This window comes from Rhizobium sp. BK650 (assembly GCF_014195325.1).
Lineage (GTDB): Bacteria > Pseudomonadota > Alphaproteobacteria > Rhizobiales > Rhizobiaceae > Rhizobium.
The window spans coordinates 647118-670560 of record NZ_JACIBK010000002.1 but is presented as its reverse complement, the minus strand read 5'-3'; the positions used below and the strand labels follow the sequence as shown (position 1 = coordinate 670560).

General features: G+C 59.1%; 23 protein-coding genes and 2 tRNA genes. 9 read left to right on the top strand and 16 right to left on the bottom strand.

The features are described 5' to 3' along the window. The first annotated feature begins 48 nt into the window (after nucleotides 1-48). From FHX15_RS07600 to FHX15_RS07590, 3 genes are all read left to right on the top strand, one after another. A tRNA-Gln gene (locus FHX15_RS07600) sits at nucleotides 49-122 on the top strand. Between the two features lie 795 nt (nucleotides 123-917). Then, nucleotides 918-1475 carry a hypothetical protein gene (locus tag FHX15_RS07595; RefSeq protein WP_184395122.1) on the top strand — a complete coding sequence of 186 codons (558 nt, stop codon included), beginning with the start codon at nucleotides 918-920 and terminating at the stop codon, nucleotides 1473-1475. A 185-nt stretch (nucleotides 1476-1660) separates the two neighbouring features. Continuing rightward, nucleotides 1661-2305 (top strand): hypothetical protein, encoded by a 645-nt coding sequence (locus tag FHX15_RS07590; RefSeq protein WP_184395120.1) that lies wholly within the window; start codon nucleotides 1661-1663, stop codon nucleotides 2303-2305. Between the two features lie 115 nt (nucleotides 2306-2420). Here FHX15_RS07590 and FHX15_RS07585 read toward each other — a convergent pair whose 3' ends face one another. From FHX15_RS07585 to FHX15_RS07575, 3 genes are all read right to left on the bottom strand, one after another. Continuing rightward, nucleotides 2421-3215: an anti-sigma factor gene (locus FHX15_RS07585; protein ID WP_184395118.1), complete on the bottom strand. Its 795-nt coding sequence runs from the start codon at nucleotides 3213-3215 to the stop codon at nucleotides 2421-2423. Further along, on the bottom strand, nucleotides 3212-3817 hold the full coding sequence (locus tag FHX15_RS07580; RefSeq protein ID WP_184395117.1) for an RNA polymerase sigma factor: 606 nt from the start codon (nucleotides 3815-3817) through the stop codon (nucleotides 3212-3214). Before FHX15_RS07580 ends, FHX15_RS07585 begins: the two co-directional genes overlap by 4 nt. A gap of 105 nt (nucleotides 3818-3922) precedes the next feature. Next, on the bottom strand, nucleotides 3923-4459 hold the full coding sequence (locus FHX15_RS07575) for a tetratricopeptide repeat protein (protein WP_184395367.1): 537 nt from the start codon (nucleotides 4457-4459) through the stop codon (nucleotides 3923-3925). A 187-nt stretch (nucleotides 4460-4646) separates the two neighbouring features. On the opposite strand from FHX15_RS07575, the gene FHX15_RS07570 reads away from it, so the two are divergent. The 3 genes from FHX15_RS07570 to FHX15_RS07560 all read left to right on the top strand — a co-directional run bounded on the left by FHX15_RS07570 (nucleotide 4647) and on the right by FHX15_RS07560 (nucleotide 7522). Then, complete coding sequence (locus FHX15_RS07570; RefSeq protein ID WP_184395115.1) at nucleotides 4647-5699, top strand: type III polyketide synthase; 1053 nt, start codon at nucleotides 4647-4649, stop codon at nucleotides 5697-5699. Next, nucleotides 5696-6199 (top strand): isoprenylcysteine carboxyl methyltransferase family protein, encoded by a 504-nt coding sequence (locus tag FHX15_RS07565; protein WP_184395113.1) that lies wholly within the window; start codon nucleotides 5696-5698, stop codon nucleotides 6197-6199. Before FHX15_RS07570 ends, FHX15_RS07565 begins: the two co-directional genes overlap by 4 nt. Before the next feature lie 75 nt (nucleotides 6200-6274). Beyond that, a complete protein-coding gene (locus FHX15_RS07560) occupies nucleotides 6275-7522 on the top strand; it encodes an NAD(P)/FAD-dependent oxidoreductase (RefSeq protein WP_184395111.1) in 1248 nt (415 codons plus the stop codon). Here the strand turns inward: FHX15_RS07560 and FHX15_RS07555 are convergent. From FHX15_RS07555 to FHX15_RS07520, 8 genes are all read right to left on the bottom strand, one after another. After that, nucleotides 7512-8048 (bottom strand): gluconokinase, encoded by a 537-nt coding sequence (locus FHX15_RS07555; protein WP_184395109.1) that lies wholly within the window; start codon nucleotides 8046-8048, stop codon nucleotides 7512-7514. The genes FHX15_RS07560 and FHX15_RS07555 overlap by 11 nt on opposite strands. Before the next feature lie 41 nt (nucleotides 8049-8089). After that, complete coding sequence (locus tag FHX15_RS07550) at nucleotides 8090-8932, bottom strand: dipeptide ABC transporter ATP-binding protein (RefSeq protein ID WP_184395106.1); 843 nt, start codon at nucleotides 8930-8932, stop codon at nucleotides 8090-8092. Continuing rightward, on the bottom strand, nucleotides 8932-9783 hold the full coding sequence (locus FHX15_RS07545) for an ABC transporter ATP-binding protein (protein ID WP_184395105.1): 852 nt from the start codon (nucleotides 9781-9783) through the stop codon (nucleotides 8932-8934). Before FHX15_RS07545 ends, FHX15_RS07550 begins: the two co-directional genes overlap by 1 nt. Nucleotide 9784: 1 nt before the next feature. Next, nucleotides 9785-10675 carry an ABC transporter permease subunit gene (locus tag FHX15_RS07540; RefSeq protein WP_184395104.1) on the bottom strand — a complete coding sequence of 297 codons (891 nt, stop codon included), beginning with the start codon at nucleotides 10673-10675 and terminating at the stop codon, nucleotides 9785-9787. Between the two features lie 9 nt (nucleotides 10676-10684). Next, nucleotides 10685-11689, bottom strand: coding sequence for an ABC transporter permease subunit (locus tag FHX15_RS07535; RefSeq protein WP_184395103.1), 1005 nt, complete (start codon nucleotides 11687-11689; stop codon nucleotides 10685-10687). An 87-nt stretch (nucleotides 11690-11776) separates the two neighbouring features. Continuing rightward, on the bottom strand, nucleotides 11777-13372 hold the full coding sequence (locus tag FHX15_RS07530; RefSeq protein WP_184395102.1) for an ABC transporter substrate-binding protein: 1596 nt from the start codon (nucleotides 13370-13372) through the stop codon (nucleotides 11777-11779). A 348-nt stretch (nucleotides 13373-13720) separates the two neighbouring features. After that, nucleotides 13721-14200 (bottom strand): iron-responsive transcriptional regulator RirA, encoded by a 480-nt coding sequence (rirA, locus tag FHX15_RS07525; protein ID WP_184395101.1) that lies wholly within the window; start codon nucleotides 14198-14200, stop codon nucleotides 13721-13723. A 263-nt stretch (nucleotides 14201-14463) separates the two neighbouring features. Then, nucleotides 14464-15960: a CoA-acylating methylmalonate-semialdehyde dehydrogenase gene (locus tag FHX15_RS07520; protein ID WP_184395099.1), complete on the bottom strand. Its 1497-nt coding sequence runs from the start codon at nucleotides 15958-15960 to the stop codon at nucleotides 14464-14466. A gap of 170 nt (nucleotides 15961-16130) precedes the next feature. Between FHX15_RS07520 and FHX15_RS07515 the strand changes: the two genes are divergently transcribed. Further along, nucleotides 16131-16445: a putative quinol monooxygenase gene (locus tag FHX15_RS07515; protein WP_184395098.1), complete on the top strand. Its 315-nt coding sequence runs from the start codon at nucleotides 16131-16133 to the stop codon at nucleotides 16443-16445. After that, nucleotides 16442-17323, top strand: a complete 882-nt coding sequence (locus tag FHX15_RS07510; protein ID WP_184395096.1) for a LysR family transcriptional regulator — start codon at nucleotides 16442-16444, stop codon at nucleotides 17321-17323. The genes FHX15_RS07515 and FHX15_RS07510 overlap by 4 nt, the downstream gene beginning before the upstream one ends. A gap of 109 nt (nucleotides 17324-17432) precedes the next feature. On the opposite strand, the gene FHX15_RS07505 is transcribed toward FHX15_RS07510, so the two are convergent. The 5 genes from FHX15_RS07505 to FHX15_RS07485 form a co-directional block, all read right to left on the bottom strand. Then, complete coding sequence (locus FHX15_RS07505; RefSeq protein ID WP_184395094.1) at nucleotides 17433-17633, bottom strand: hypothetical protein; 201 nt, start codon at nucleotides 17631-17633, stop codon at nucleotides 17433-17435. A 30-nt stretch (nucleotides 17634-17663) separates the two neighbouring features. Next, nucleotides 17664-18101 (bottom strand): DUF4174 domain-containing protein, encoded by a 438-nt coding sequence (locus FHX15_RS07500; RefSeq protein ID WP_184395092.1) that lies wholly within the window; start codon nucleotides 18099-18101, stop codon nucleotides 17664-17666. Between the two features lie 110 nt (nucleotides 18102-18211). Beyond that, nucleotides 18212-18451 (bottom strand): helix-turn-helix domain-containing protein, encoded by a 240-nt coding sequence (locus FHX15_RS07495; protein WP_184395090.1) that lies wholly within the window; start codon nucleotides 18449-18451, stop codon nucleotides 18212-18214. Between the two features lie 223 nt (nucleotides 18452-18674). Beyond that, nucleotides 18675-18751, bottom strand: a tRNA-His gene (locus FHX15_RS07490). A 132-nt stretch (nucleotides 18752-18883) separates the two neighbouring features. Further along, on the bottom strand, nucleotides 18884-19333 hold the full coding sequence (locus FHX15_RS07485; RefSeq protein ID WP_184395088.1) for a phasin: 450 nt from the start codon (nucleotides 19331-19333) through the stop codon (nucleotides 18884-18886). A gap of 213 nt (nucleotides 19334-19546) precedes the next feature. On the opposite strand from FHX15_RS07485, the gene FHX15_RS07480 reads away from it, so the two are divergent. After that, on the top strand, nucleotides 19547-23170 hold the full coding sequence (locus FHX15_RS07480; protein ID WP_184395087.1) for a PAS domain-containing sensor histidine kinase: 3624 nt from the start codon (nucleotides 19547-19549) through the stop codon (nucleotides 23168-23170). Nucleotides 23171-23443: the final 273 nt, after the last annotated feature.

Sequence of the window (23443 nt, the reverse complement as noted above, 5' to 3'; positions counted from 1 at the left end):
GTTTATAAGCGCCGCACACCAGCCGAGCCGATCAAGGTTCGCAGCTGCTGGGGAATAGTTCAATGGTAGAACAGCGGACTCTGACTCCGTCGATCTTGGTTCGAATCCAGGTTCCCCAGCCAATTCTCCCCTGAAATCTTGATTGCTGATTTTTCAGTCGCGCCGGATATCGTTTGGGTATCTCACGGCCTTATCGCTGTGATAGCCAAATCTGCAATCGCTGCCATTCGCGTGCAAATTGCGTAACCTCGATAAAATAATAATATCCTATACTTAACGGAAGAAATTACAGAATTACGAAATTACGGCCTGTTTCAAACCCTTATGGGGATAGCCTACAGCTCCTTGAAATACCGCTGTCTCTCCATTTAAGTTTCACGATTATATCGGTAATTCGGTAATAACAACCATAAGCGACTGAAATCATTATGGAAACACGATTACAGAACGTGCGTAATCAATCGTAATCGCTGTAAGCAATTCTGCCGGTCGGCGCAAAAGAACTGCTGGAAGACCTGGCTCCGGGACGGTGCGCTCACACACTTGGGAAGACCCGTTCACCTCTCCGGGCGTGCTCGAACTCATGACGACCATCCGTCCATCTCGCCCGAGGCCTGCCGCTCACATTGCCGCGAACGTGCCAATCCAGAGGCGCCTGACGCTCTCGGCATAGAGCGAGTTTCCGGCACCGGGTTTTCCGAATGGGTGATCGTTGATGGAACGTTCAGCGCGCTGTCAAAACCGTCGATGCCGAGGAATTCCTGCGCTCGCTGCGGTCGTCCTCATCGATCCACAGAGTCGCGCAGTGAAATGGATGATTTCGAGCTGTCACTAGCCCGCATCCAGAGTCCGCCACGGTAGCAAAACTTCAACCTTCCATCGATAGAATCGCGCTGCACCTGGAGATGGTTCGAGCCATGAAGATCTTTTCTGCATTATTGCTGACAGCACTTCTTATTCCGGTGACGGCCCGGAGCGAAACGGCATCGGGCGAGACGGAATGGATGGGCGAAGCGCGGCAGTGGTCGGTCGGGTTCGTCGGTGAGAAACCGTCCTATTGCCGACTGGTCTGGAACGACGAGCTCGGCAAGACGGTTGAATTCCGCCAAAGCCTCGACAGCGTCATATGGCTCGTCTCGAAGGATGGCTGGGATATCCCGAAGGGCACGACGACCAAGGTGACGCTCGTCGGCTATTCCGGTACCAAGGCCGTACCGGCCGAATTCTTCGACAGCAAGACGCTTCGTATCCTGACAGCCAGCGACAAGACGGGCGTGGCGCAGATCAAGAAGATCCTCAAGAATTCCTTTATCGGCACGCCCGATATGGAACTGGATTTTGCCGGAAATGAAGGATCATGGGTGGTGCCGCTCTCGCGGCTCCAGCAGATGTATACGAGCTATGTCAACTGCCTGAACCGACTCGTTCCCGCCAATCAGATCAGCCCGGTTTCCGACAAGACCCAGCCGTTCTGAACGCTCTGTTTCCACGCAATTCCGAACGCAAGATCGCGCACATTTAATGGACTTTCTACCCGTCTGCGGCGCCACGTCGCAGCGATGTGCCACAAATTCGGCCGGCGTCACAACGATCATCGTCCGCCCGCGTGCCTGTTCACGCGGGCCGTTGGATGGTGTTTCTTCCATTTCAGGAGGTCATTGTGCAAAGCCCTCGTATCGCATTCCTGATGAGTGCCGCTGTGATCGCCGCCGCAGAACTTGCCTGCCCGGCCGCGGCCGAGACGATCGCCCACAAATCCGCTAATACCCACGTGCTCGTGGTGCGACTGCCGGATGGTTCCATTGAACAAATTCGCTATGCCGGCGAGCGGCCGCCGCAGGTCCGCATCGACGGTCAGCCGGAGCCTGGTCTCTTCGATCCCTTCTGGCCTTCGGCACCCTTTGCCGATCTCGACCGCATATCAGCCGACATGGATCGCGTGGCTGCCGCCATGCTGCAGCAGGCCGACAGCATAATGCCGATATCACCCGGCAATCTGACGACGACCGGTCTCAACGAGCTGCCGGCCGGAGTGCGGGGATATTCCATGGTCTCGACTATAACAGGCAACGGCGTCTGCACCCGCAGCGTCCGCTACTTCAGCACCGGCAACGGCAAGCCCCATGTCGAGAGCAACGCGTCAGGCAATTGCGCTCCCGGCAAGGCAGCGAGTGCGCCGGTTCCGGCCAAGACGCCGCGGCCGGTCGTCAGGCCGAAAGCATCTGGCGTCATCGAGGTGAACGCCCAGCCACATGTTCTCCATGCGTCACAGGCAAATCTTCGGCTTGCGAGCGCAGCGAATTGAGGCCGTCCCGTCGGCCTATGGCATTTCCGTTTTTCTTCGAATCACGAAAATGCCCTAGCTCTTTGGTCACGCAATTCCGGGCGCAAAACAGCTGCACACTTTTGCTGGAATTGCTCTAGACGGAAATCTTGCCCCTGATGGCGTCGGCGATCTCCGTCATGCGGTCGACAGGGGCATGGCCGATCAGCATGAAGGCATGGGTGGCGCTTGACCAGTAGACGACATTCATGCCCTTGCGGCCCTCGATATCAGGAGCCTTGAGGCCGACGTCGGAGGCGACGATGCAGAGCGCCATGGGCCCGCTCTTGGGATCGAGATAAGCGATCTGCGCGAGCGGCTTGCCGTCATATTGCAGGATCTGGGCGCGCTTGAAATCGATATCCGGCAGGGCGATCTGCTCCGGCGTGAGTTGCAGGCCGAGGTTACCGTCCAAACTGGCGAGCTGCGCTGCCTGCGCGTCTCTCGCCGGAACGGGACCGGCGAGCGTCTCCGGGGTATAGAGCGAGATATATTCGGCAACGACGGCGCGCCATTCGCTGTTTTCATCCTTGCCCGAAAAACTTGCTCCGAGACCGATCATGGCGCGGTCGACGGCGATGCCGACAACGAGCGAAGCGGCAAGCGCGCCGAGAAAGCCGCGACGGGTGACGAAGGCAGCCGGCCTTGCGGGTCGGGCGGCGGGAATGGCTGAGAGCATGGCTTCGAGCTTTGCCTGCGGAGCGACATCGAGCAGCGGCGCAAAGGATTCCTTGTAAGGCAGGCTCGCACGCGCCAGGAATTCCAGCCGTTCGGCGACGGCTTCGTCGGCCTCGATCAGCGCTTCGATGCGGGCAGCCTCTTCGGGCCCAAGTTCACCATCGATGAAGGCGGTCAGTTCCTCGTCGGAGGGCATTCTATGTATCGTGCTCATTCGAATCCCCCTGCCGATGCGATCTCCGAGAGCTTCGCGCGGGCAGCTGCCAGCCGGCTCATCACGGTGCCGATCGGAACATCCAGTATGGCAGCGACCTCGCGATAGGAAAGTCCTTCGACATAGGCGAGGAAAACCGCCGATCGCTGCGCCTCCGGCAGCGCATTCACTTGTTTCAAAACCTGGTTTGCCATGACATGCGTTTCGGTATCGCGGGCGCCGTCGAAGGTGAGTGTCTCGTCGGCATCGACGAAGCCTTGCCCCTGGCGGACGCGGCGGGCGCGGATTTCATTCAGCCAGATCGAATGCAGAATAGAAAACAGCCAGCGATCGAGCCGTGTCCCGGCGACGAACTGATCGACCCGCTCCAGCGCGCGAACGCAGGTCGCCTGCACGAGATCATCGGCCACGTCGCGCTGATGGGAAAGGACGAAGCCATAGCGCCACAGGCGGGCAAGATGCTCCGTCAGGCCGCTCCTGATATCCACTGCACTCGCGATGACCGCCTCCGCGTGTATCGGCTGTTTCGGAACCGCCGGTGGGGCCGGCGATTCCGTTCTGGCGCGACTATAGGCAGGAAATGTGGTGCGTGCGACCGGCATCGGGGAATAGCCTTCAATCAACCTTGCCTCTCTCCTGCCTCGGTGCAACTTTGCTTTACGCAATTTGCGGACGCAAAACCGCTGCACACTTTTGCTGAAATTGCTCTAGATTTTCGACGGATCAAGAATGGCGGCGTTGAGGTCCTGATATTCCTCGCAACCGGTGCCGCAGATCGCCTTGATCGTCGTCAGTTGCTCTTTCGCGAGATCGAGTTCACCCTTGATGACATAGGCTTCGCCGAGATATTCGCGGACCTTGGCATATTGCGGATCGAGCTTCACCGACTGCAGGTAGTAGGAAATACCTTCATCCGTGCGGCCGAGTTTGCGGGTCGCATAACCGCGATAATTCAGCCATTCGGCATTGTTCTGATCCTTGACGGTGTCGAGCATGGCGAGCGCTTCTTCATAGCGTCCGGCCTTGGCTAGCGAGTAGGCGTAATCGGTGCGGTTCTCGTCCGTTACGTTGGCGCTCTGCTGCTTGACGCATTTCTTTGCCTTCTTGTCGTAGATCTCGCCCTTCTTGCAGACCGGCATGGTGCTGCTGTCGTCGCCGATCGCGAAGACGGGGCCGGAAAAGACGGACGCGGCAATGCAGCCGCCGAGCAGGAGGGACGCAATGCGGACAGTTTTCGTCATCATGGGCTTGATCGTCATGAGATAACTCCTCGGAAAATGACGTTGCGAGGAGTGAACACCGCTGCCGACAACTTTATTCGGAGGCTTTTGAATTTTTCCGGTCACGGCTTCGTGAAAAGTGCCGAGTCGAATAAACTCGGCAGCCAGCGTGTTTTCCGCTTGTTCCGCCGGGAACGACAAGGAGAATATTGTGTTGCAATCCGTCAGACTCTTAAGTCTCGTCACCGCCGTGCCTGAACATATCATCTCTCAGCGCCAGGCTGCCGAGGCTTCCGCCCGCCTGTTTGCCCATCGCTTCAAGGAATTCCGCCACCTGGCACCCGTCTTTGAGAATGCCGGCATCGAAAAGCGTCATGCCGCACGTCCGCTTTCCTGGTTTGAAGAGATGCATGGCTGGCAGGACAGGATGGAGGCCTATGAGGAGGTCGCGTCTTGCCTGTTTGTCGAGACAGCAACGCGCGCGCTCGACCAGGCCGGTCTGACGGCGGATCAGATCGATTGCATCGTAACGGTTTCCTCGACCGGCATCACCACGCCGAGCCTCGATGCGCGGCTTGCGGGTCTGCTTGGATTTCGTGCGGATATCGAGCGCGTCCCCGTCTTCGGGCTTGGCTGCGCCGCCGGCGTTTCCGGCTTCGGCATCGCCTCGCGGCTGGCGCGCAGCCGGCCGGGCTCAGTGGTGCTCTTTGTCACCATCGAGCTTTGCACACTGGCCTTCCGGCTCGATGAATTGACCAAACCGAACATTATCGCCACCGCCCTTTTTGGTGACGGGGCTGCTGCCTGCGTGCTGCGATCAGGCGAAGGTGGCCTGGCGGAGGTGGAATCTGCCGGCGATCACCTGTTTCCGGATACGCTCGATATTATGGGCTGGAAGATCGACGATACCGGCTTCGGTATCCTGCTGGCGCAATCGCTGCCGCCTTTCGCGGAAAAGGAGCTCGGCCCGGCGATAGACGGCATTCTGGCGCGTGCCGGCCTCACGCGCGATAATATCGACCGCTTCATTTGCCACCCCGGCGGCATGAAGGTGGTGGTGGCGATGGAGAGCGCGCTTTCCATGGCGCCCGATACCCTCGACATCGAACGATCGGTGCTTGCCGAATACGGCAATATGTCCTCGCCGACAGTGCTCTTCGTTCTTGAACGAGCCATTCGCAGAGGATTGCCGGACCGGGCGGCGATGATCGCCATGGGGCCGGGCTTTACGGCAAGCTGCGTGACATTGCGGAGGATCGCATGATGTGGCCTTCCATCGCTCTGCTGACTTTCGTGACTGCGCAGCGGCTCGCCGAACTGGTCATCGCGCGTCGCAACACGATGGCGCTTTTAGCGAAGGGCGCGTGTGAGATCGCGCCCGATCATTACCCCTACATCGTAGCGCTCCATACGGCCTGGCTCATCGGGCTCTGGGTGCTGGCGACGGGCCAGCCGATCCAGCTCTTCTGGTTCGGCCTCTTCATGCTGCTGCAGGTGCTGCGGCTCTGGGTGCTGGCGACGCTCGGAGAGCGCTGGACGACGCGCATCATCATCCTGCCCGGTGCGCCGCTCATCGAAGGCGGCCCCTACCGCTTCTTCAAACATCCGAACTACATGATCGTGACAGCCGAGATCGCCACGCTGCCGCTCGCCTTCGGCATGCCGTTTTACGCGCTCGTCTTTTCGCTCCTCAATGCCGCCATGCTGACGATCCGTATCAGGGCCGAAAATGCCGCGCTGAAAAGCGCAATGATTTTGAAATGAAATGCAATTTTTCGTTTGCGCCGCAGCATTGAGATGGGCATTTTAGGCCTCAAATACAGCGGAATGCAGGGGAAAATGACGAAAAACGCAATCGTGCTCGGTGCCGGTATCGTCGGGGTTTCGACGGCCATTCATCTTCAACGTCGCGGTCGGCAGGTGACTCTCATCGATCGCAAGGAACCGGGCAACGAAACCTCCTTTGGCAATGCCGGTCTGATCCAGCGCGAAGGCGTCATGCCCTACGGTTTCCCCCAGCAGCTCGGCCTGCTGCTGCGCTATGCGCTGAACAACCGCATCGATGCGCATTATCACCTGAAGGCATTGCCGAGCCAGCTCGCCTTCCTTGCCCGCTACTGGTGGAATTCCAATCCGAAGCGGCATGAGATGATCACTAAAGCCTATGCGCCGCTGATCGAGAATTCGATCATTGAGCACAAAGACCTGATCGAGGCATCGCATGCCGAAGCGCTGATCCGCAAAGACGGCTGGATGAAGATCTTCCGTACGGAAGCCAAGCGCGACGAAGCCTTTGCGGAAGCCGCTCACTGGAAGGACCAGTTCGGCGTCGGATACGAGAGCCTGACCTCATCCGATATTGCCCGTGTGGAACCAAATATTACGGGCGATTTCGTCGGCGGTCTGCGCTGGATCGACCCCTGGTCGGTTCTCGATCCGCATGCGCTGACGCGCGCCTACCGCAGCTATTTCGAAAGCCTCGGCGGCCGTTTCGTCACCGGGGATGCGGCTTCGCTCGGCCAGGCCGGCTCCGGCTGGAAGATCATGACGGCGGAAGGTTCGCTGGAGGCAGACGACGCGGTGCTGGCGCTCGGGCCTTGGGCGGCGGTCGCGACGCGCCGCCTCGGCTATTCCTTCCCGCTCGGAGTCAAGCGCGGCTATCACATGCATTACAGTGTCAAGGGCAACGCGGTGCTCAACAACTGGACACTCGACTCGGAGCGCGGCTATTTCCTCGCTCCGATGAACAAGGGCGTGCGCCTGACGACAGGGGCGGAATTCGCAGCGCTCGACGCACCGAAAACGCCGGTGCAGCTTGACAGGGCCGAAGCCGTGGCACGCACGATATTCCCATTAGGTGAAAGACTGGATCCGGAGCCGTGGATGGGCGCCCGCCCCTGCACCCCTGATATGATGCCCATCATCGGCAAGGCGCCGCGCCATCAGGGCCTGTGGTTTGCCTTCGGCCATGCCCATCACGGGCTGACGCTTGGGCCGGTGACGGGACGAGTGCTGGCGGAATTGATGACCGGCGAGACGCCTTTCATCAATATCTCAGCCTATTCGCCGAACAGGTTCAACCCGTGACGCCGAGTGCGGCGAGAGCCTTCAGGGCTTCCGCCGCGATGGCCGCGATCGTGGCGTCAATGTCTACCGTGACGACGCCCTTTTCGCCTGTCGGTACTTCCAGCGTCTGCAGCTGGCTTTCGAGCAGCGAGGTGGGCATGAAGTGGCCCTTGCGGTGCGCCATGCGGTCCGTCAGCAGTTCTTTCGAGCCTTCGAGATAGACGAAATAGAGGTTGCCGCCAGCTGCCGCCCGCAAGCGGTCGCGGTATATGCGCTTCAGCGCCGAGCAGGAAACGACGATGCCCTCGCCCTTGGCAAGCGATGCCTTCATCATCTCGCCGATCCGGTCGAGCCAGGGCATCCGGTCCTCGTCGGTCAGCGGAATGCCTTTCGACATTTTTTCGACGTTGGAAGCGGGATGCAGCGCATCGCCCTCGGCGAACGGCAGGCCGAGGCCTGCCGCTATCTTTTCGCCGATCGAAGATTTGCCGGAACCGCTGACGCCCATGACGATGATTGCATGGAGGGCTCCGTTATTCTCGGTCATCGCTGATCTCGCTCATCGTTGCGGCGTGGATGCCTACGGGTTTATGAAGCCGCAGGCAGGGCAGCATTCTTGCGTGCAAGACGCGCCCTGATGGTATCGACATCCGCGCGCGGCGTCGCTGCAAACAGGGTCTTTGTATAATTGTGCTGCGGGTCGTTGAAAACCTGCTCCCGCGTGCCGTATTCGACCGCCTCACCGAAATACATGACCATCACCTCGTCTGCCATATAGCGGACAACCGAAAGGTCGTGGCTGATGAAGACATAGGTCAGGTTCAGTTCGTCCTGCAGGTCGGCGAGCAGGTTGAGCACCTGTGCCTGTACAGACAGGTCGAGCGCGGAGACCGGTTCGTCGAGAACCAGCAACCGCGGATTCAGCATCAGCGCACGGGCAATGGCAATGCGCTGGCGCTGGCCGCCCGAGAACATGTGCGGAAAGCGGTTGAAGTGAACGTCCTGCAGGCCGACCTTGCGCAGCATCGCCATCGCCAGGTCGCGCCGCTCGGCAGCCGGCGTATTGGTGTTGATGATCAACGGCTCCATCAGGATGTCGCCGATCTTCTTGCGCGGGTTCAGCGATCCATAAGGGTTCTGGAAGACGATCTGCACCTTGCGGCGGATTTCCGGCGTCAGATCGCCTTTGAAGATATCGACTTTCTTGCCGTCGATGAAGAGTTCGCCCGAGGTGGCGGGGTCGATCATCGTAACGATACGGGCAAGCGTCGACTTGCCGCAGCCGCTTTCGCCGACAATCGCGAGCGTCTTGCCCTGCTCGACGGAGAAGCTCACGCCCTTGACGGCATGAACCGTTCTCGCCTTCTTGAACATGCCGCCCGGCAGATAATAGTCGCGGACGATATTCTTTCCTTCGAGGACTGGCGTCATCAGGCCGCTCCCTCCACAGTCTTGTTCGGATTGAAAAGTTCGCCAATGGTCGGCAGCCGGTCACCCGTCGCATTCTCCGGGAGGGCGGCGAGCAGGGCGCGGGTATAATCGCTCTTCGGGGACTCGAAGAGCGAGAGCACGTCGGCTTCCTCCATCTTGCGGCCCTTGTACTGGACGATCACCCGGTCGGCCGTTTCCGCGACCACGCCCATATTGTGCGTGATCATGATCAGGCCCATGCGATGCTCCGTCTGCAGGCGCATCAGCAGATCGAGGATCTGCTTCTGGATCGTCACGTCGAGCGCGGTGGTAGGCTCGTCGGCGATCAGCAGCTTCGGATTGCAGGCAATCGCAATGGCGATCATGACGCGCTGGCACTGGCCGCCCGACATCTGATGCGGGAAGTGGTTGAGCCGCTCGGCCGGATCAGGGATGCCGACCGCCTGGAACAGCTCGATCGCGCGCTTGCGACGCTCCGCCTTGCCGAGGCCCAGATGGATTCTCAGCACTTCCTCGATCTGGAAGCCGACGGTGAAGCAGGGATTGAGGCTGGCGATCGGCTCCTGGAAGATCATCGACATATCCTTGCCGATGATTTCGCGCCGCTTGGCGCCGGACATGCCGAGCAAGTTCTGGCCGTCAAAGATCATCTTGTCCGCCGTCACTTTCGCCGTCCAGGGCAGAAGGCCCATGGCAGCCAGCATCGAGACCGATTTGCCGGAGCCGGATTCCCCGACGATCGCCAGAACTTCGCCGGCATCGACCTTCAGCGAAACGCCGTCGACGGCGCGGAAAGGGCCTGTCGACGTCTGGAACTCGACGACGAGATTTTCAATTTCGAGAAGCGCCATCTCAGGACCTCTTCATCTTGGGATCGAGCGCATCACGCAGGCCATCGCCCATCAGGTTGATGGCGAGAACGGTGATCAGAATCGCAAGACCCGGAAATGTTACGACCCACCAGGCGCGCTGGATGAATTCGCGGGATTCGGCGAGCATCGTACCCCATTCAGGTGTCGGCGGCTGAGCGCCCATGCCGAGGAAGCCGAGGGCGGCGGCATCGAGGATCGCGGCAGAGAAGGCAAGCGTTGCCTGGACAATCAGCGGACCAAGGCAGTTCGGCAGGATCGTCTTGAACATCAGACGGAAGGTACCGGCACCGGCAACGCGGGAGGCCACCACATATTCCTTTTCACGCTCGCTCATGACGGCGGCGCGGGTCAGGCGCACGAAATGCGGCTGGTTGACGATCGAGATGGCGATCATGGCATTGAGCAGGCCGGGACCCAGCACCGCGACGAGCACGAGGGCCAGAAGCAGCGAAGGGAAGGCCAGGATGATATCCATGAGGCGCATGATGACGATATCGACGCGACCACGGAAATAACCGGCAACGAGGCCGATCAGTACGCCCGCAAACACCGACAGCGTGACGACCACGACACCGATGAACAGCGAGAAGCGCGCGCCGAAGATCAGGCGCGAGAAAATATCGCGACCGACAGCATCCGTTCCGAGCGGATAGGAGAAGCTGCCGCCATCCATCCAGAAGGGGACAGAGAGCAGAAGTTCGCGGTTCTGCTCGTTCGGCGCATGCGGTGAAACGAGGGGCGCGAAGATCGCCATCACGAGGATGATGAGGAAGACGAAGAGGCCGATGACGGCGCCCTTGTTTCGCGAAAAGTAGTACCAGAATTCCGTGAGGGCGGAGGGCTGGTCGGATTTGGCAGTAACCGTGCTCATGGGCCGCTCCTAATGTCTGATACGCGGATTGATGAAGCCGTAGGCCAGATCGACAATCAGGTTCACCAGCATGATGATGCCGGCAATCAAGAGAAGACCGCCCTGGACGACTGCATAGTCGCGCTTGAAGACAGCATCGACCATCCACTTGCCGATGCCCGGCCAGGAGAAGATCGTTTCGGTCAGGATAGCGCCTGCGAGCAGCACGCCGACCTGCAGGCCGATCGTGGTGATGACAGGGATCATGGCGTTTCTGAGCGCATGAATGCCGACGACGCGCAACGGTGCCAGACCTTTGGAGCGGGCGGTGCGCACGTAGTCCTCACCCAGCACCTCAAGCATTGCCGAACGCGTCTGGCGGGCGATAACCGCGAGAGGAATGGTGGCAAGCACAACGGTCGGCAAAATGAGATAGCTGACGGCCGAGGCAAAGGCGCCCTTCTGGCCGGACAAGAGACTGTCGATCAGCATGAAGCCGGTGACGGGCTTGAAGAAATACATGAGCGAGATGCGGCCGGAGACCGGCGTCCAGCCGAGATAGCCGGAGAAAAAGATGATGAGCAGCAGGCCCCACCAGAAGATCGGCATCGAATAGCCGATAAGAGCGACACCCATCACGCTCTGGTCGAACCAGGTCCCGCGCTTGACGGCCGCGAAGACGCCGGCCGGCACACCCAGAAGAATCGCCAACAGGATGGCGCAGAGCGAAAGCTCGAGCGTTGCCGGGAAGAGCGTGAAGAACTCGCCAAGAACCGGGCGTTTGGTGACGATCGAGGTGCCGAGATCGCCGTGCAACACTTTTCCCAGATAATCGATATACTGCACAAACATGGGTCGGTCGAAACCGAGGTCGTGCATGATCTGGGCGTGACGTTCCGGTGCCATCGTTCGTTCACCCGACAACAGCATGACGGGATCGCCGGGAAGCAGGCGGATGAACGAGAAGGCGATGAGCGAAACGCCGAGGAAGGTCGGTATCAGGACTGCGAGGCGCCCGATGAGAAATCGCAACATAGCAGGTTGTCCAATAGTTTCCGGCGGTCAGGTGGAGACCTGACCGCCGGTCTGGCCCGGTTTCAGCCGGGCAGTTTATCATTTTTCTTATTCGGCGATATCGACGCCATCGAAGCGGTGGATACCGAGCGGATCCATGTGGAAGCCCGACACTTTCTTGCTGACGGGAACGAAGACCAGCGAGTGGTCGAGCGGAGCCCAGGGAGCTTCCTTCTTGAAGATTTCCTGAGCTTCTTCGTAGAATTTCGTGCGAGCCGCAACGTCAGCCGTTTCCTTGGCCTTGGTCATCAGCGCGTCGTAATCCTTGTTGCACCACTGAGCGCGGTTGTTGCCGCCGACGGCATCGCAGCCGAGCAGCGTGTCCATGAAGTTATCGGGGTCGCCGTTGTCGCCGGTCCAGCCGAGGATGACGGCGCCATCGCGCTTCACGTCGGAGGAGAGCTTCAGGTATTCGGCCCATTCATGGGTAACGATCTCGACATTGACGCCGATCTTGGCAAAGTCTGCCTGAATGAGTTCGGCAGCGCGGCGAGCGTTCAGCATGTACGGACGCGAAACCGGCATTGCCCAGACCTTCATGGAGAGACCCTTCGCGCCAGCGGCCTCGAGAGCCTTCTTGGCACCTTCCGGATCGTACTTGTCGTCCTGGATCTTGTCGTTGTAGGACCACATGGTCGGCGGGATCGGGTTCTTGGCAACCTGGGCGGCACCCTGGAAGACGGCGTCGATAATCGCCTTCTTATTGATCGCCATGTTCAGAGCGCGGCGAACTTCCGGCTTGTCGAACGGAGCCTGCTGGGTGTTGTAAGCGAGGAAGCCGACGTTCAGGCCCGGCTGTTCCATGACGGTGAGGTTGGTTTCCTTCTTGAGGTCGGCAACGTCAGCAGCGTTCGGGTAAGGGATGAGGTGGCATTCGCCGGCCTTCAGCTTCTGGGCGCGGACAGCGGCATCCGGGGTGATCGCGAAGACGAGATCGTCGATCTTTTCCTTGCCCTTGAAGTAGCTTTCGTTGGCCTTGTAGCGGATGACGGCATCCGGCTGGTAGGCGACGAAGGTGAACGGACCGGTGCCGAGCGGCTGCTGGTTGAGCTGAGCCATCTTGCCGTCGGCTGCGAGCTTGTCGGCATATTCCTTGGAAACGATCGACGCGAAGTCCATGGCGAGATCGGCCAGGAACGGGGCTTCCGGATGGTTGAGCGTGAACTTGACCGTCAGGTCGTCGACCTTCTCGACCGACTTGATGAGTTCAGGGAAGCCCATGCCGGCAGCGTATTCGTAAGAACCGCCCTCGACATACTTGTTCCACGGATTGTCGGACTTGATCTGGCGCTCGAAGGAGAAGACGACGTCGTCAGCGGTGAGATCACGCGACGGGGTGAAGAAATCGGTCGTCTGGAACTTCACGCCGGGATGCAGCTTGAAGGTATATTCCTTGCCGTCGGGGGAAACCGTCCAGCTGTCGGCGACACCAGGCTCGATCTCCGTACCGCCATGCTTGAATTCGACGAGGCGGCTGTAAACCGTACGCGAAGAAGCGTCGAAGGTCGTGCCCGCGGTATAGAGGCTCGGATCGAAGCCTTCCGGCGATCCTTCGGAGCAATAGACAAGCGTCTTTGAATACGCGGCGGTGGCCATGACCGAAGCCAGGGCTGTCGCTGCGAGCAGGACAGAGAACTTTTTCATGATGTCGTTTCCCAGGTTTGTTCTTTTTTGATCTTTAGAGATCGGCGCTCATTACCCCGATCAGCGGGCCGATGGAACGATATTTATTTGCTGAAAGCAACGGCGTGCGCAGAAAATTTTTCCAGAAAAACAATTTTAGAAATTTTCGGTCAAAAATAGACCAAGATTGGCAAGATTAAGGCAGATTTGATCCGATTCCCGTCGCTTTTGGTATAATTTCGCGTCGCCAACGGCGGTGAAAGCGGTTTCAGATTCCCCTGATATATCAACAGTCTCTGAAGCGCCAATGAAAAACCACGGCCAACGAAAGTGACCGTGGTTTATAACAACATCAGAATATTTGCCCTATCAGGCGGCCGGCGCGGGAACCGCGGGCTTGCGATAATCGTGGTCGCCGGTCAAGCCGAGCAGGAAGTTGATCTGCGGCCGTGCCTTGACCAGATCGTCGATCGAATATTCGGTCAGCACGTCGAAGAAAGCATTGAGCGCCTTGCGCAGCGCGGAGTTCAAGCCGCAGCTGTCGACCAGCGGGCAGTCGATCGCGCCGTCTTCGAAGCACTCCGCCATCGCGAAGCTGTCTTCTGTGACCTTTACTACGTCGAAGAGGCTGATATTGGTCGCCGGCTTGCCAAGGCGCACGCCGCCATTGCGGCCGCGTACCGTCTCGACCAGGCCCGCCTTGTTGAGTGGCTGCAGGATCTTGAAAAGGAAAAGCTCGGAAACACCGTATGCCCTGGCGATTTCCGGGATCCGGCTCAACTGTCCTTCATTGGCTGCACAATACATCAACATGCGAACCGCATAGTTGGTCTGCTTCGTCAACCGCATGCCGATCTCCTGAATCTCTTTACAGAGCGTATATAGTGGCTTTCGCAGTTTTGAACAATTCCAAAATATGAAATTCACATTCACGTTTCCCGCGGCTGCTCGCCGCACGATTCTCCACCGCATCGGCCCGAAAATCGGAATCGATTTTCGCAAAGCTTGTGCGTAGATTCAAAGAGTTAGAGCGCCGTGCGTTGAAGAACGCACGGCGCTCTAATGAAAACGGGCCTTTTCAGGCCCGCTCCAAAATAAGAAAGTTGTTCGGCTCACTTCATCGTCGGCATGACGAACTCGGCATCGCCCTTGATGCCCGAAGGCCAGCGGGCGGTGACGGTCTTGGTCCGGGTCCAGAACTTGATCGAATCCGTGCCATGCTGGTTGAGATCGCCGAAGCTCGACGCCTTCCAACCACCGAAGGAATGGTAAGCGAGCGGCACCGGGATCGGAACGTTGATGCCGATCATGCCGATATTGACGCGGGAGGCGAAGTCGCGGGCGGCGTCGCCGTCGCGGGTGAAGATCGCGACGCCATTGCCGTATTCGTGCTTCATCGGCAGGGAGAGCGCTTCCTCGTAATTATGGGCACGGACGACCGAGAGAACCGGTCCAAATATCTCGGTCTTGTAGATTTCCATCTCGGGCGTGACGTTGTCGAACAGGCAGCCGCCGACGAAATAGCCGTCCTCATAGCCCTGGAGCTTGAAATCGCGGCCGTCGACGACGAGCTTGGCGCCCTCTTCGATACCCTTGTTGATCAGGCCCTGAATGCGGTTATAGGCATCCTTGGTGACAACCGGGCCCATGTCGGCCTTTTCGTCGGTGTAAGGACCGATGCGCAGGGACTCGATCTTCGGCGCCAGCTTTTCGACGAGGCGGTTAGCGGTTTCCTCGCCGACCGGAACGGCAACGGAGACGGCCATGCAGCGCTCGCCGGCCGAACCGTAACCAGCACCCATCAGTGCGTTGACGGCCTGATCCATATCGGCATCCGGCATGATGATCATGTGGTTCTTGGCGCCGCCGAAGCACTGGGCGCGCTTGCCGTTCGATGCAGCCGTCCCATAAACATAACGAGCGATCGGCGTGGAACCGACGAAGGAAACGGCCCCGATATCGGGATCCGTGAGGATCGCATCGACTGCGGTCTTGTCGCCGTTGACGACGTTCAGGATGCCGGCCGGCAGACCGGCTTCGATCATCAGTTCGGCAAGACGGATCGGCAGAGACGGATCGCGCTCGGAAGGCTTCAGGATGAAGGCGTTGCCGCAGGCGATCGCCGGGGCGAACATCCACATCGGGATCATGCCCGGGAAGTTGAAGGGCGTAATACCGGCGCCGATGCCGACCGGCTGGCGGATGGAATACATGTCGATCGCCGGACCGGCGCCTTCGGTGAATTCGCCCTTGGCAAGGTGCGGGATGCCGCAGACGAATTCGCAGACTTCGAGACCGCGGATGACATCACCCTTGGAGTCCTCGACCGTCTTTCCATGCTCGCTGGAAAGCAGCGTCGCAAGCTCGTCCATATGCTGATTCAGGAGGTCGACGAACTTGAAGAAAACTCGGGCGCGCCGCTGCGGGTTGGTCGCTGCCCATTTCGGCTGCGCGGCCTTGGCGTTCGCAACGGCGGCGCGGAGTTCTTCGACGCTTGCCAGCGCGACCTTTGCCTGCACTTCTCCGGTTGCCGGGTTGAAAACGTCGCTGGTGCGGCCGCTGGTGCCGGCGACCTTCTTGCCGCCGATGAAATGACCAATCTCACGCATGGGTGTTCCTCCTGATCTTTTGGATGACGCAACAATCGCACTTCAATTTTCACAAATCAATGCGCTATATTAAGCAACCGTTGTGCGCGTATTATAGCTCAACGCTGTAACCGATGCTGCTACCTCAAACTGGCACGGCATGTAGACAAGTCAAAGGGAAGATCGGATCGATGAGTGGGAAACCTGTCGTGAGAATGGCGGAACTGGAGATCGATCCGGACACGATCGAAACCTATCGCGCGCTGCTGACCGAGGAAATCGAAGCATCCGTTGCGCTGGAGGACGGCGTCATTTCCTTGAACGCCGTCGCCATCAAGGATCATCCGAACAAGATCCGTATCCTCGAAGTTTACGCCGACCGGCAAGCGTACGAGGCTCATCTGCAGACGCCGCATTTCCTCAAATACAAAACCGAGACATCAGGCATGGTCACGTCGCTGACGCTGATCGATGTCGATCCGATCGTGATGCGCGCCAAGCCATGAACTGGGACGACGTTCGCATTTTCCTCGCCGTTGCCCGTACCGGGCAAATCCTCGCCGCATCAAAACGGCTGGGGCTCAACCACGCCACGCTCTCGCGCAGGCTGACTTCATTGGAAGAGGCACTGAAGACGAGGCTTTTCATCAGACGCACGAATGGCTGCGAGCTGACGGCCGAAGGCGAAGTGTTCCTTGGATCGGCCGAGCGGATGGAAACGGAGATGCTCGCCGCGCAAGCCAATCTCGGCCACACCGATACGGCCATTGCCGGGACGGTGCGCGTCGGCGCGCCCGATGGGTTCGGCGTTTCCTTCCTCGCGCCGCGTATGGGCAGGTTGATCGAGCGCCATCCAGCCCTGAAAATTCAGCTCGTGCCGGTACCGCGCTCCTTCTCGTTGTCGCAGCGCGAGGCGGATATCGCCATCACGCTGGAACGGCCGGAACAGGGCCGGCTCGTTTCCTCCAAGCTCACCGATTATACGCTCGGCCTCTACGCGTCGGGGGATTATCTGGCGCAGCATGGAACGCCCGAAGATGTCGATTCCCTGAAGGAACATCCGCGCATCGGCTATGTCGAGGATCTGATCTTCACCGCGTCGCTGAATTTCTCCGGTGAAGTCATGCGCAGCTGGGATGCCGGGTTCGAGATCTCGACGGCGATCGGTCAGACAGAGGCGGTGCGCTCGGGTGCCGGCATTGGCATCCTGCACGACTACATCGCCCGGCAATATCTCGAGTTGGTGCGCATCCTGCCGAAGGTTTCCATTCGCCGCGCCTATTGGACCACCTATCACGAAAGCGCGCGTGATCTGGTGCGCGTGCGCAGCGTCGTCGACTTCCTGCAGGAACTCGTTAATGAGGAAAGGCAGATATTTCTCTAATCGATAGGTGTTACGCAATTCCGAGCCCAAAACCGCTGCACACTTTTGCTGGAATTGCTTTAGAGCGCCGCGCGTTCATTCGGACGCTCTAACTCTTTGAATCTACGCATCAGGCTTTCCGAAGATCGATTCCGATTTTCGGGCCGATGCCATAGAGATGCTTTGCCGGTTCCTCGTTCTCGTCTGGATTGGGACGCGGCGTTTCATCCGGCAGGCGGTCGGGGTCAGGCTCCTTGATCGGCGGTTCCGGCTTCCAGCCTGGCGAAGGCATCGGCGGCTGGTCGGGAATGGGTTCGTTCGGGACGGACATGGCCGGCTCCTTTACGATTGCAATATCTGATTACTTGTCTTGCTTGACGACTTCGGCAGCGCGCACCGGCATTCCGTCGATGATGGCGAAAAGTTCGCCTGAGGTGATCGGCTCGCTGACCTTCAGCTTTACAGTACCGTCCTTGCCAAGCAGGAAGGCGGTAAATTCACCCGTGTCGGACGCGTCCAGCTCCTGCCGGAGCGCCTCACCGTCGAGTCCGTCACCGCTTCCAAACAGGGGTTTGATGCTCGATCCGACAAGTTTAAGGACAACCATGTCCCGCTCCTCAAGAGCGGTACGGTCTGAAAGCAACTGATTTTCCTGACGGGCTGCGCGCGAGTTGTCGCGGTCGGCAATGACAATGAAGACGCGATTCTTCCACTGGAACTGTTCGAGACTGGCAACAGCCGCATAGGCCGCATTCGTCTCATCGATTTTCGTTGCGCCGTAAAGAAGGGTCTTCGACATATACATACTCCCGTCGAGCGTTGAACGGCGCGGGAGGCACAAGAGTTCCAACCATTCCCTCAAAAGCGGACGACGGCCGACCAAAAATGTCGGTCGGCCCTGTCGCCTCGTCAAATATGCAGGAAGGCAGAAATCGGAACCTGCAGGGCTGCAGCAATACGCTTCAGCTTAGCCGGATCGGCGCTTTCGCCATTTTCAATTTCGAGGATTTCGCCATTGGCCAGACCGCAGGTCACTGCGAGGTCTTCGATGCTGTAGCCAACCGCACTGCGTGCGCCCTTGACCGCAGCTGCCACGTCAATCGGGGAAACAGCGGTCGACTCCTCAATATTCTGAACAGAAATGGACATCAAATTCTCCTTAATGCCTCGGTGGATTGTCCCTACCCCCAGGCGGCAAGCCGCCAGCATTTCGCGACGCAACGAAGACATTGGGCAATTGCTGCATCGCACCGCACATAAATAGGTAAACGAATGTTAACGGCAATAGCAAAATGCGAGCAGGCATCATTTTGACGTCAAAAAGCGTCCATGCCGTGCATAGCCGAAAAGCAAAACCTACCTATGAGAGAGATGGTACGGTTGAGTGGGGTCGAACCACTGACCTCAGGTGCCACAAACCTGCGCTCTAACCAACTGAGCTACAACCGCACAATGCCGCGTTTGGCGCGACGGGGGTCACATACGAGGACTTGAACTTTAATTCAAGCCCCGATTTGCACTCAATATACAAAAAGGCTGAACGCATGGTCCAGCCTTTTATTGGCTATCGAGAGCAACCGGTCAGGCAGCCTTGAAGGATGCAACAGCCTTTTCAGCAGCATCCTTGGAAGGCTTTGCAACCTTCTCGGCAACCTGCTTTGCGGTTTCCTGCAGCGACTTCGCCTGTTCGACCGTCAGCTCGGCCTGCTTGCGCAGGAAAGAGGTCTGCAGCTCGACGAATTCGGCGACGGATTTGACGCCGAGAAGCGCTTCCATGTGAGAAAGAGAGCTTTCGGCATTGACGCGCAGCACATCGATTGCCTTGAGGCCAATTTCAACAGTCCCGGCCTGTGCGGTCTGGACCGTTGCTTCCAGCGTCTTGCCGGCTTCCTCGCCTGCAGACTTCAGCTTGGCATAGGCTTCCTTGGACTGCTGAGCACCCTTTTCAGCGAAGTCACGGAAGGACTCGGCCAGCTTGCTCGGATCGAAAGAAGCAATTGAAAAAACGTCATCGGTCTTTATGGTAGCCATCGGATTGCGTCCTTTGAGATGGGCAAAACCCTGCCCGCGTTAAATTGGATATGTCTTATATAGGGCATTTCGTTGTGCATTGCAATATCATTGTGCACTGCACAATACGTTAACCTTTCCGGGCGAAAGCTGCCCGCTCTTCTGGACCGGTCCCAGACCTGAAGTTATTAATAAGCAGTTAATTCTAATAGGCCGAAAGCGACAGGTTCGATCATGCCCGCAGTCCAATATCCGTTCATTGACATTGCTGTGCATGCGCGGGTGCGTGAGCGATTCTCGCGTGGTGAGGCCATGGTCCTGTTCTCAAGCGACCTTTCTCGCCTGCTCTGGGCAAACGGTGCAGGCGCCGAGCTTTTTGGCCATGCGGCGGTTTATGACCTGCTCGATCAGGGCGTCAGCCATGCCGACATCACCTTCCGCCAGCTCGAAGCTGCTGCCCGCCAGCTTGGCGAGATCGGTGACCAGAAAACGTTCGTCATCCGCATCGCCAAGGGATTCCAGCGTGTTCAGACTCAGGCCTCGTCCGAGCTCATCCGTCTCGCTTCCGGCGAGAGGGCGATCCTGTTTTCCGTTCCGGTTTCCGCACGCCCGCTGACGGAAGGCGCAAGGGCCGCGCAGATGCTGCAGGGCCTCGACGACCCGGATACACATATGGCGGTAATCGGGGCGGAAGGCGAGGTCATTGCCGCTTCGCCGGGTTTCGCCTCGCTCGGTATCGCGCAGCAGGTGACGAGGACGCTGATCGCACTAGCCGGCGCCCATCCGGACCGCCTGGTGAAGCGGCCCGTGGCGACTGGCCGTGGCCACTTGCCGGCTGCCGTCGGCAAACTCAACGACGAGCCGGCACTGCATCTGCTCTTCGCCGTTGAAACGGCGATTGGTCATCTCGACCCGCTCGGGTCCCCTGGCAATACTGAGGAGGCCGCACCGCCGGAAATAGCGCAGGCAGAAGCTGCAGCAGAGGAAACTCCTGGTGCCGCCGCACCTGTAGCGGGCTTTTCGGAAGCGGAAGCGATCGATGCCGTTTCCGGCATCGAGGAGGTCGAGGAGACGCTGGAAGAGATTGTCGGCGAGGACCCGGTCGAGGTGAAAACACCGATCGAAGCCGAACCCGAGCCATCAGCGAGGCTTTCCGAACCTCAAAAAACTGTCGTCGAAGACGCCGTCAGGCAGGTCGAGCAGCCGACTGAAGTGTCTCTTCCTGAAAAGGAAAACGTCGAGGCAAGTGCAGAAGCTCCTGTTGTCGAGCACTTTGAGCCAACGGCTTCCGTTGCCGAAAACTTCGCGGCAACACCCATCGCGCCCGAAGAGCCTGCAGACACCCAGAAGAAGAAGAAGGACAGCTTCGTCTTCACGCCGAACAGCCGCGCCACCCGCTTCGTCTGGAAGATCGATGCGCAGGGCCGCTTCAGCGAAGTTTCCCACGAATTTGCCGAGGCTGTCGGCCCGCATGCGAGCGACATCATCGGCAGCGCTTTCTCCGACGTTGCAGCACTGTTCAATCTCGATCCGGAAGGCAAGCTTTCCGAGGCGTTGGCGCGGCGCGACACCTGGTCCGGCAAGACGATCTACTGGCCGATCCAGGGCACGAGCCTCGTCGTCCCTGTCGATCTCGCCGCTCTGCCGACCTATACGCGTAATCGCGATTTCGACGGTTTCCGCGGCTTCGGCGTAGTGCGCCTGTCGGATACTCAGGAAGACCCCCTTGCTCTCGGACTGACGCTCGGGCTCGACAGTGTAGGCCATGATGCCTCCTATCTTGGCCCTGCCAATGAAGCCGCGCCGGGAGAGCAGCCTCAACTCATTGCCGAAGCTGTGCCGCAGACAGAACCCGATGTCGAAGACGATAACGCAGCGAAAGTAGAAGCCGCGGCGAAAGTACCCACCCCGGAAGAGCCTCAGCCGCGTGATGGACAGGACGAGCCGCCGGCGTTGCGCATTTCCGAAACGCCAAGCCGCCGCTTGACCGACAAGATCGTGCAGCTTCACGGCGCCAGCAACGGCCTGACAGCCGCCGAGCAGGCGAATTTCCGCGAGATCGCCAAGCGCCTCGAGGCCTTCGGGGCGCCCCGCGAAGAGCCGGTAGTCACACCGCAATCGGAATCCGATGTCGGGGAAACACCGGCGGCGGAAGAAGCCGCCGCAGAAACGCCCGTCATCGAGCAGGCAATGCCACAGGAGGCGATTTTCGAGGCCGCGGCAGAGCCGTTGCCGGAAGAGGCTGTAGCCGAAGTCGAAGAACCATCCGCCGCTGCAGCCGACGAAGTGACCGAGGGTCTGCAGGAGACGGTCAGCCAGATCGAGGTTCTGAGCAGCTTCATTCCGCCACGGGTGAAGATGACGGACGGGCTCTCGGCTGCCACCGTCGATCTGCTTCCTGTTGCCGTGCTGATCCATGCTGGCGACCAGCTCATTCATGGCAATCCGGAATTCCTGCGCCTGACGGGCTACGATTCCGTCGAGGCCCTCGCCGACGTGGGCGGCATCGATGCGTTGCTGCAGCGCCACGATCTCGAAAACGGCACGGGCACGATGATGCTCGTCAAAGCCGATGACAGGCTGGTCCCGGTCACCGCCCGTCTGCAATCGGTTCGCTGGGAAGATTCCAACGCCCTGATGCTGGCGCTGATGCCGGTCGGCAACCGGGAAGAAGGCAAGGGCGAGGTTATCCGCTTCGACCAGCGCTCCGACCGAATGGTAGAGAAAGTCGCCAAGCTGCAGGTCGAGGTAGAGGAACTGCGGTCGATCCTGGAAACGGCAACCGATGGTGTGGTAGTCATCGGCACGGAAGGCGATATCCGCTCGATGAACCGCTCGGCAAGCGCCCTTTTCAATTATGACGAACAGGAAACGCGCGGGAAACCCTTCGTCATGCTGTTTGCGCATGAGAGCCAGAAGGCGGTGCTCGATTATCTGCACGGGCTTGCCGGCCATGGCGTGGCAAGCGTGCTAAACGACGGACGCGAAGTGATCGGACGTGAGGCCGCCGGCGGTTTCGTGCCGCTATTCATGACCATGGGCCGCCTGACCTCTTCCAACGGCTATTGCGCCGTCATCCGTGACATTACCCAGTGGAAGCGCACCGAAGAGGAATTGCGTAACGCCAAGGGCGCGGCCGAAACCGCCAATGCCCACAAGACGGATTTCCTGGCGCGCGTCAGCCATGAAATCCGCACGCCGCTCAACGCCATCATCGGCTTTTCCGACATGATGGCGAGCGAGCGCTTCGGGCCGATCGGCCATCCTCGTTACATCGAATATGCAAACGACATCGGCCGTTCCGGCCGGCACGTCCTCGACATCGTCAACGACCTGCTCGACATTTCCAAGATCGAGGCAGGCGAGATGGATCTCGATTTTGCCTCGGTCGGCCTTAATGAAGCGATCTCGGAAGCAGTGGCGCTGGTGCAGCCGCAGGCGAACAGCCAACGGGTCATCATCCGCACTGCGCTGTCGCAGTCGGTTCCCGATGTCGTGGCCGATCTGCGCTCGATCAAGCAGATCGCGCTGAACATCCTGTCAAACGCCATCCGCTTTACGCCATCAGGCGGACAGATCGTCGTTTCCACGTCCTATGAGGCAAATGGCAGCGTTGCGATGCGGGTGCGTGACACGGGCATCGGCATGACACGCAGCGAGCTCGATCAGGCGATGAAACCGTTCCGGCAGGTGTCCTCCACTCAGTCACGCCATCGCGGCGATGGCACCGGTCTCGGCCTGCCGCTCACCAAGGCGATGGTCGATGCCAATAGGGCAATCTTCTCGATCCATTCCGCGCCGAACGAAGGCACGCTGGTGGAAATCACCTTCCCGTCGCAGCGCGTTCTGGCGGGTTGAGGCATCTCTTTTCGCGCAGTTCCGGACGCAAGCCGGTCGCATATTTTCGCTGGAATTGCCGTTCAAAAAAGAAAAGGCAGCCAGTGGCTGCCTTTTAAAGTTGGTGCTGGTAAAACAAGAGCTTAGCCGATCAACGTCATGTTTCGGGAACCGGAGTTCCAGGCCATCTCTTCATGTACGGCCTCCAAGTTAGCTTCACCTTTGACGAACCTTTCTTAACGAACCGTTTCCAAAACGGAGAATTGATCAACGGCAAAAGTTTGTAGTTTAGTA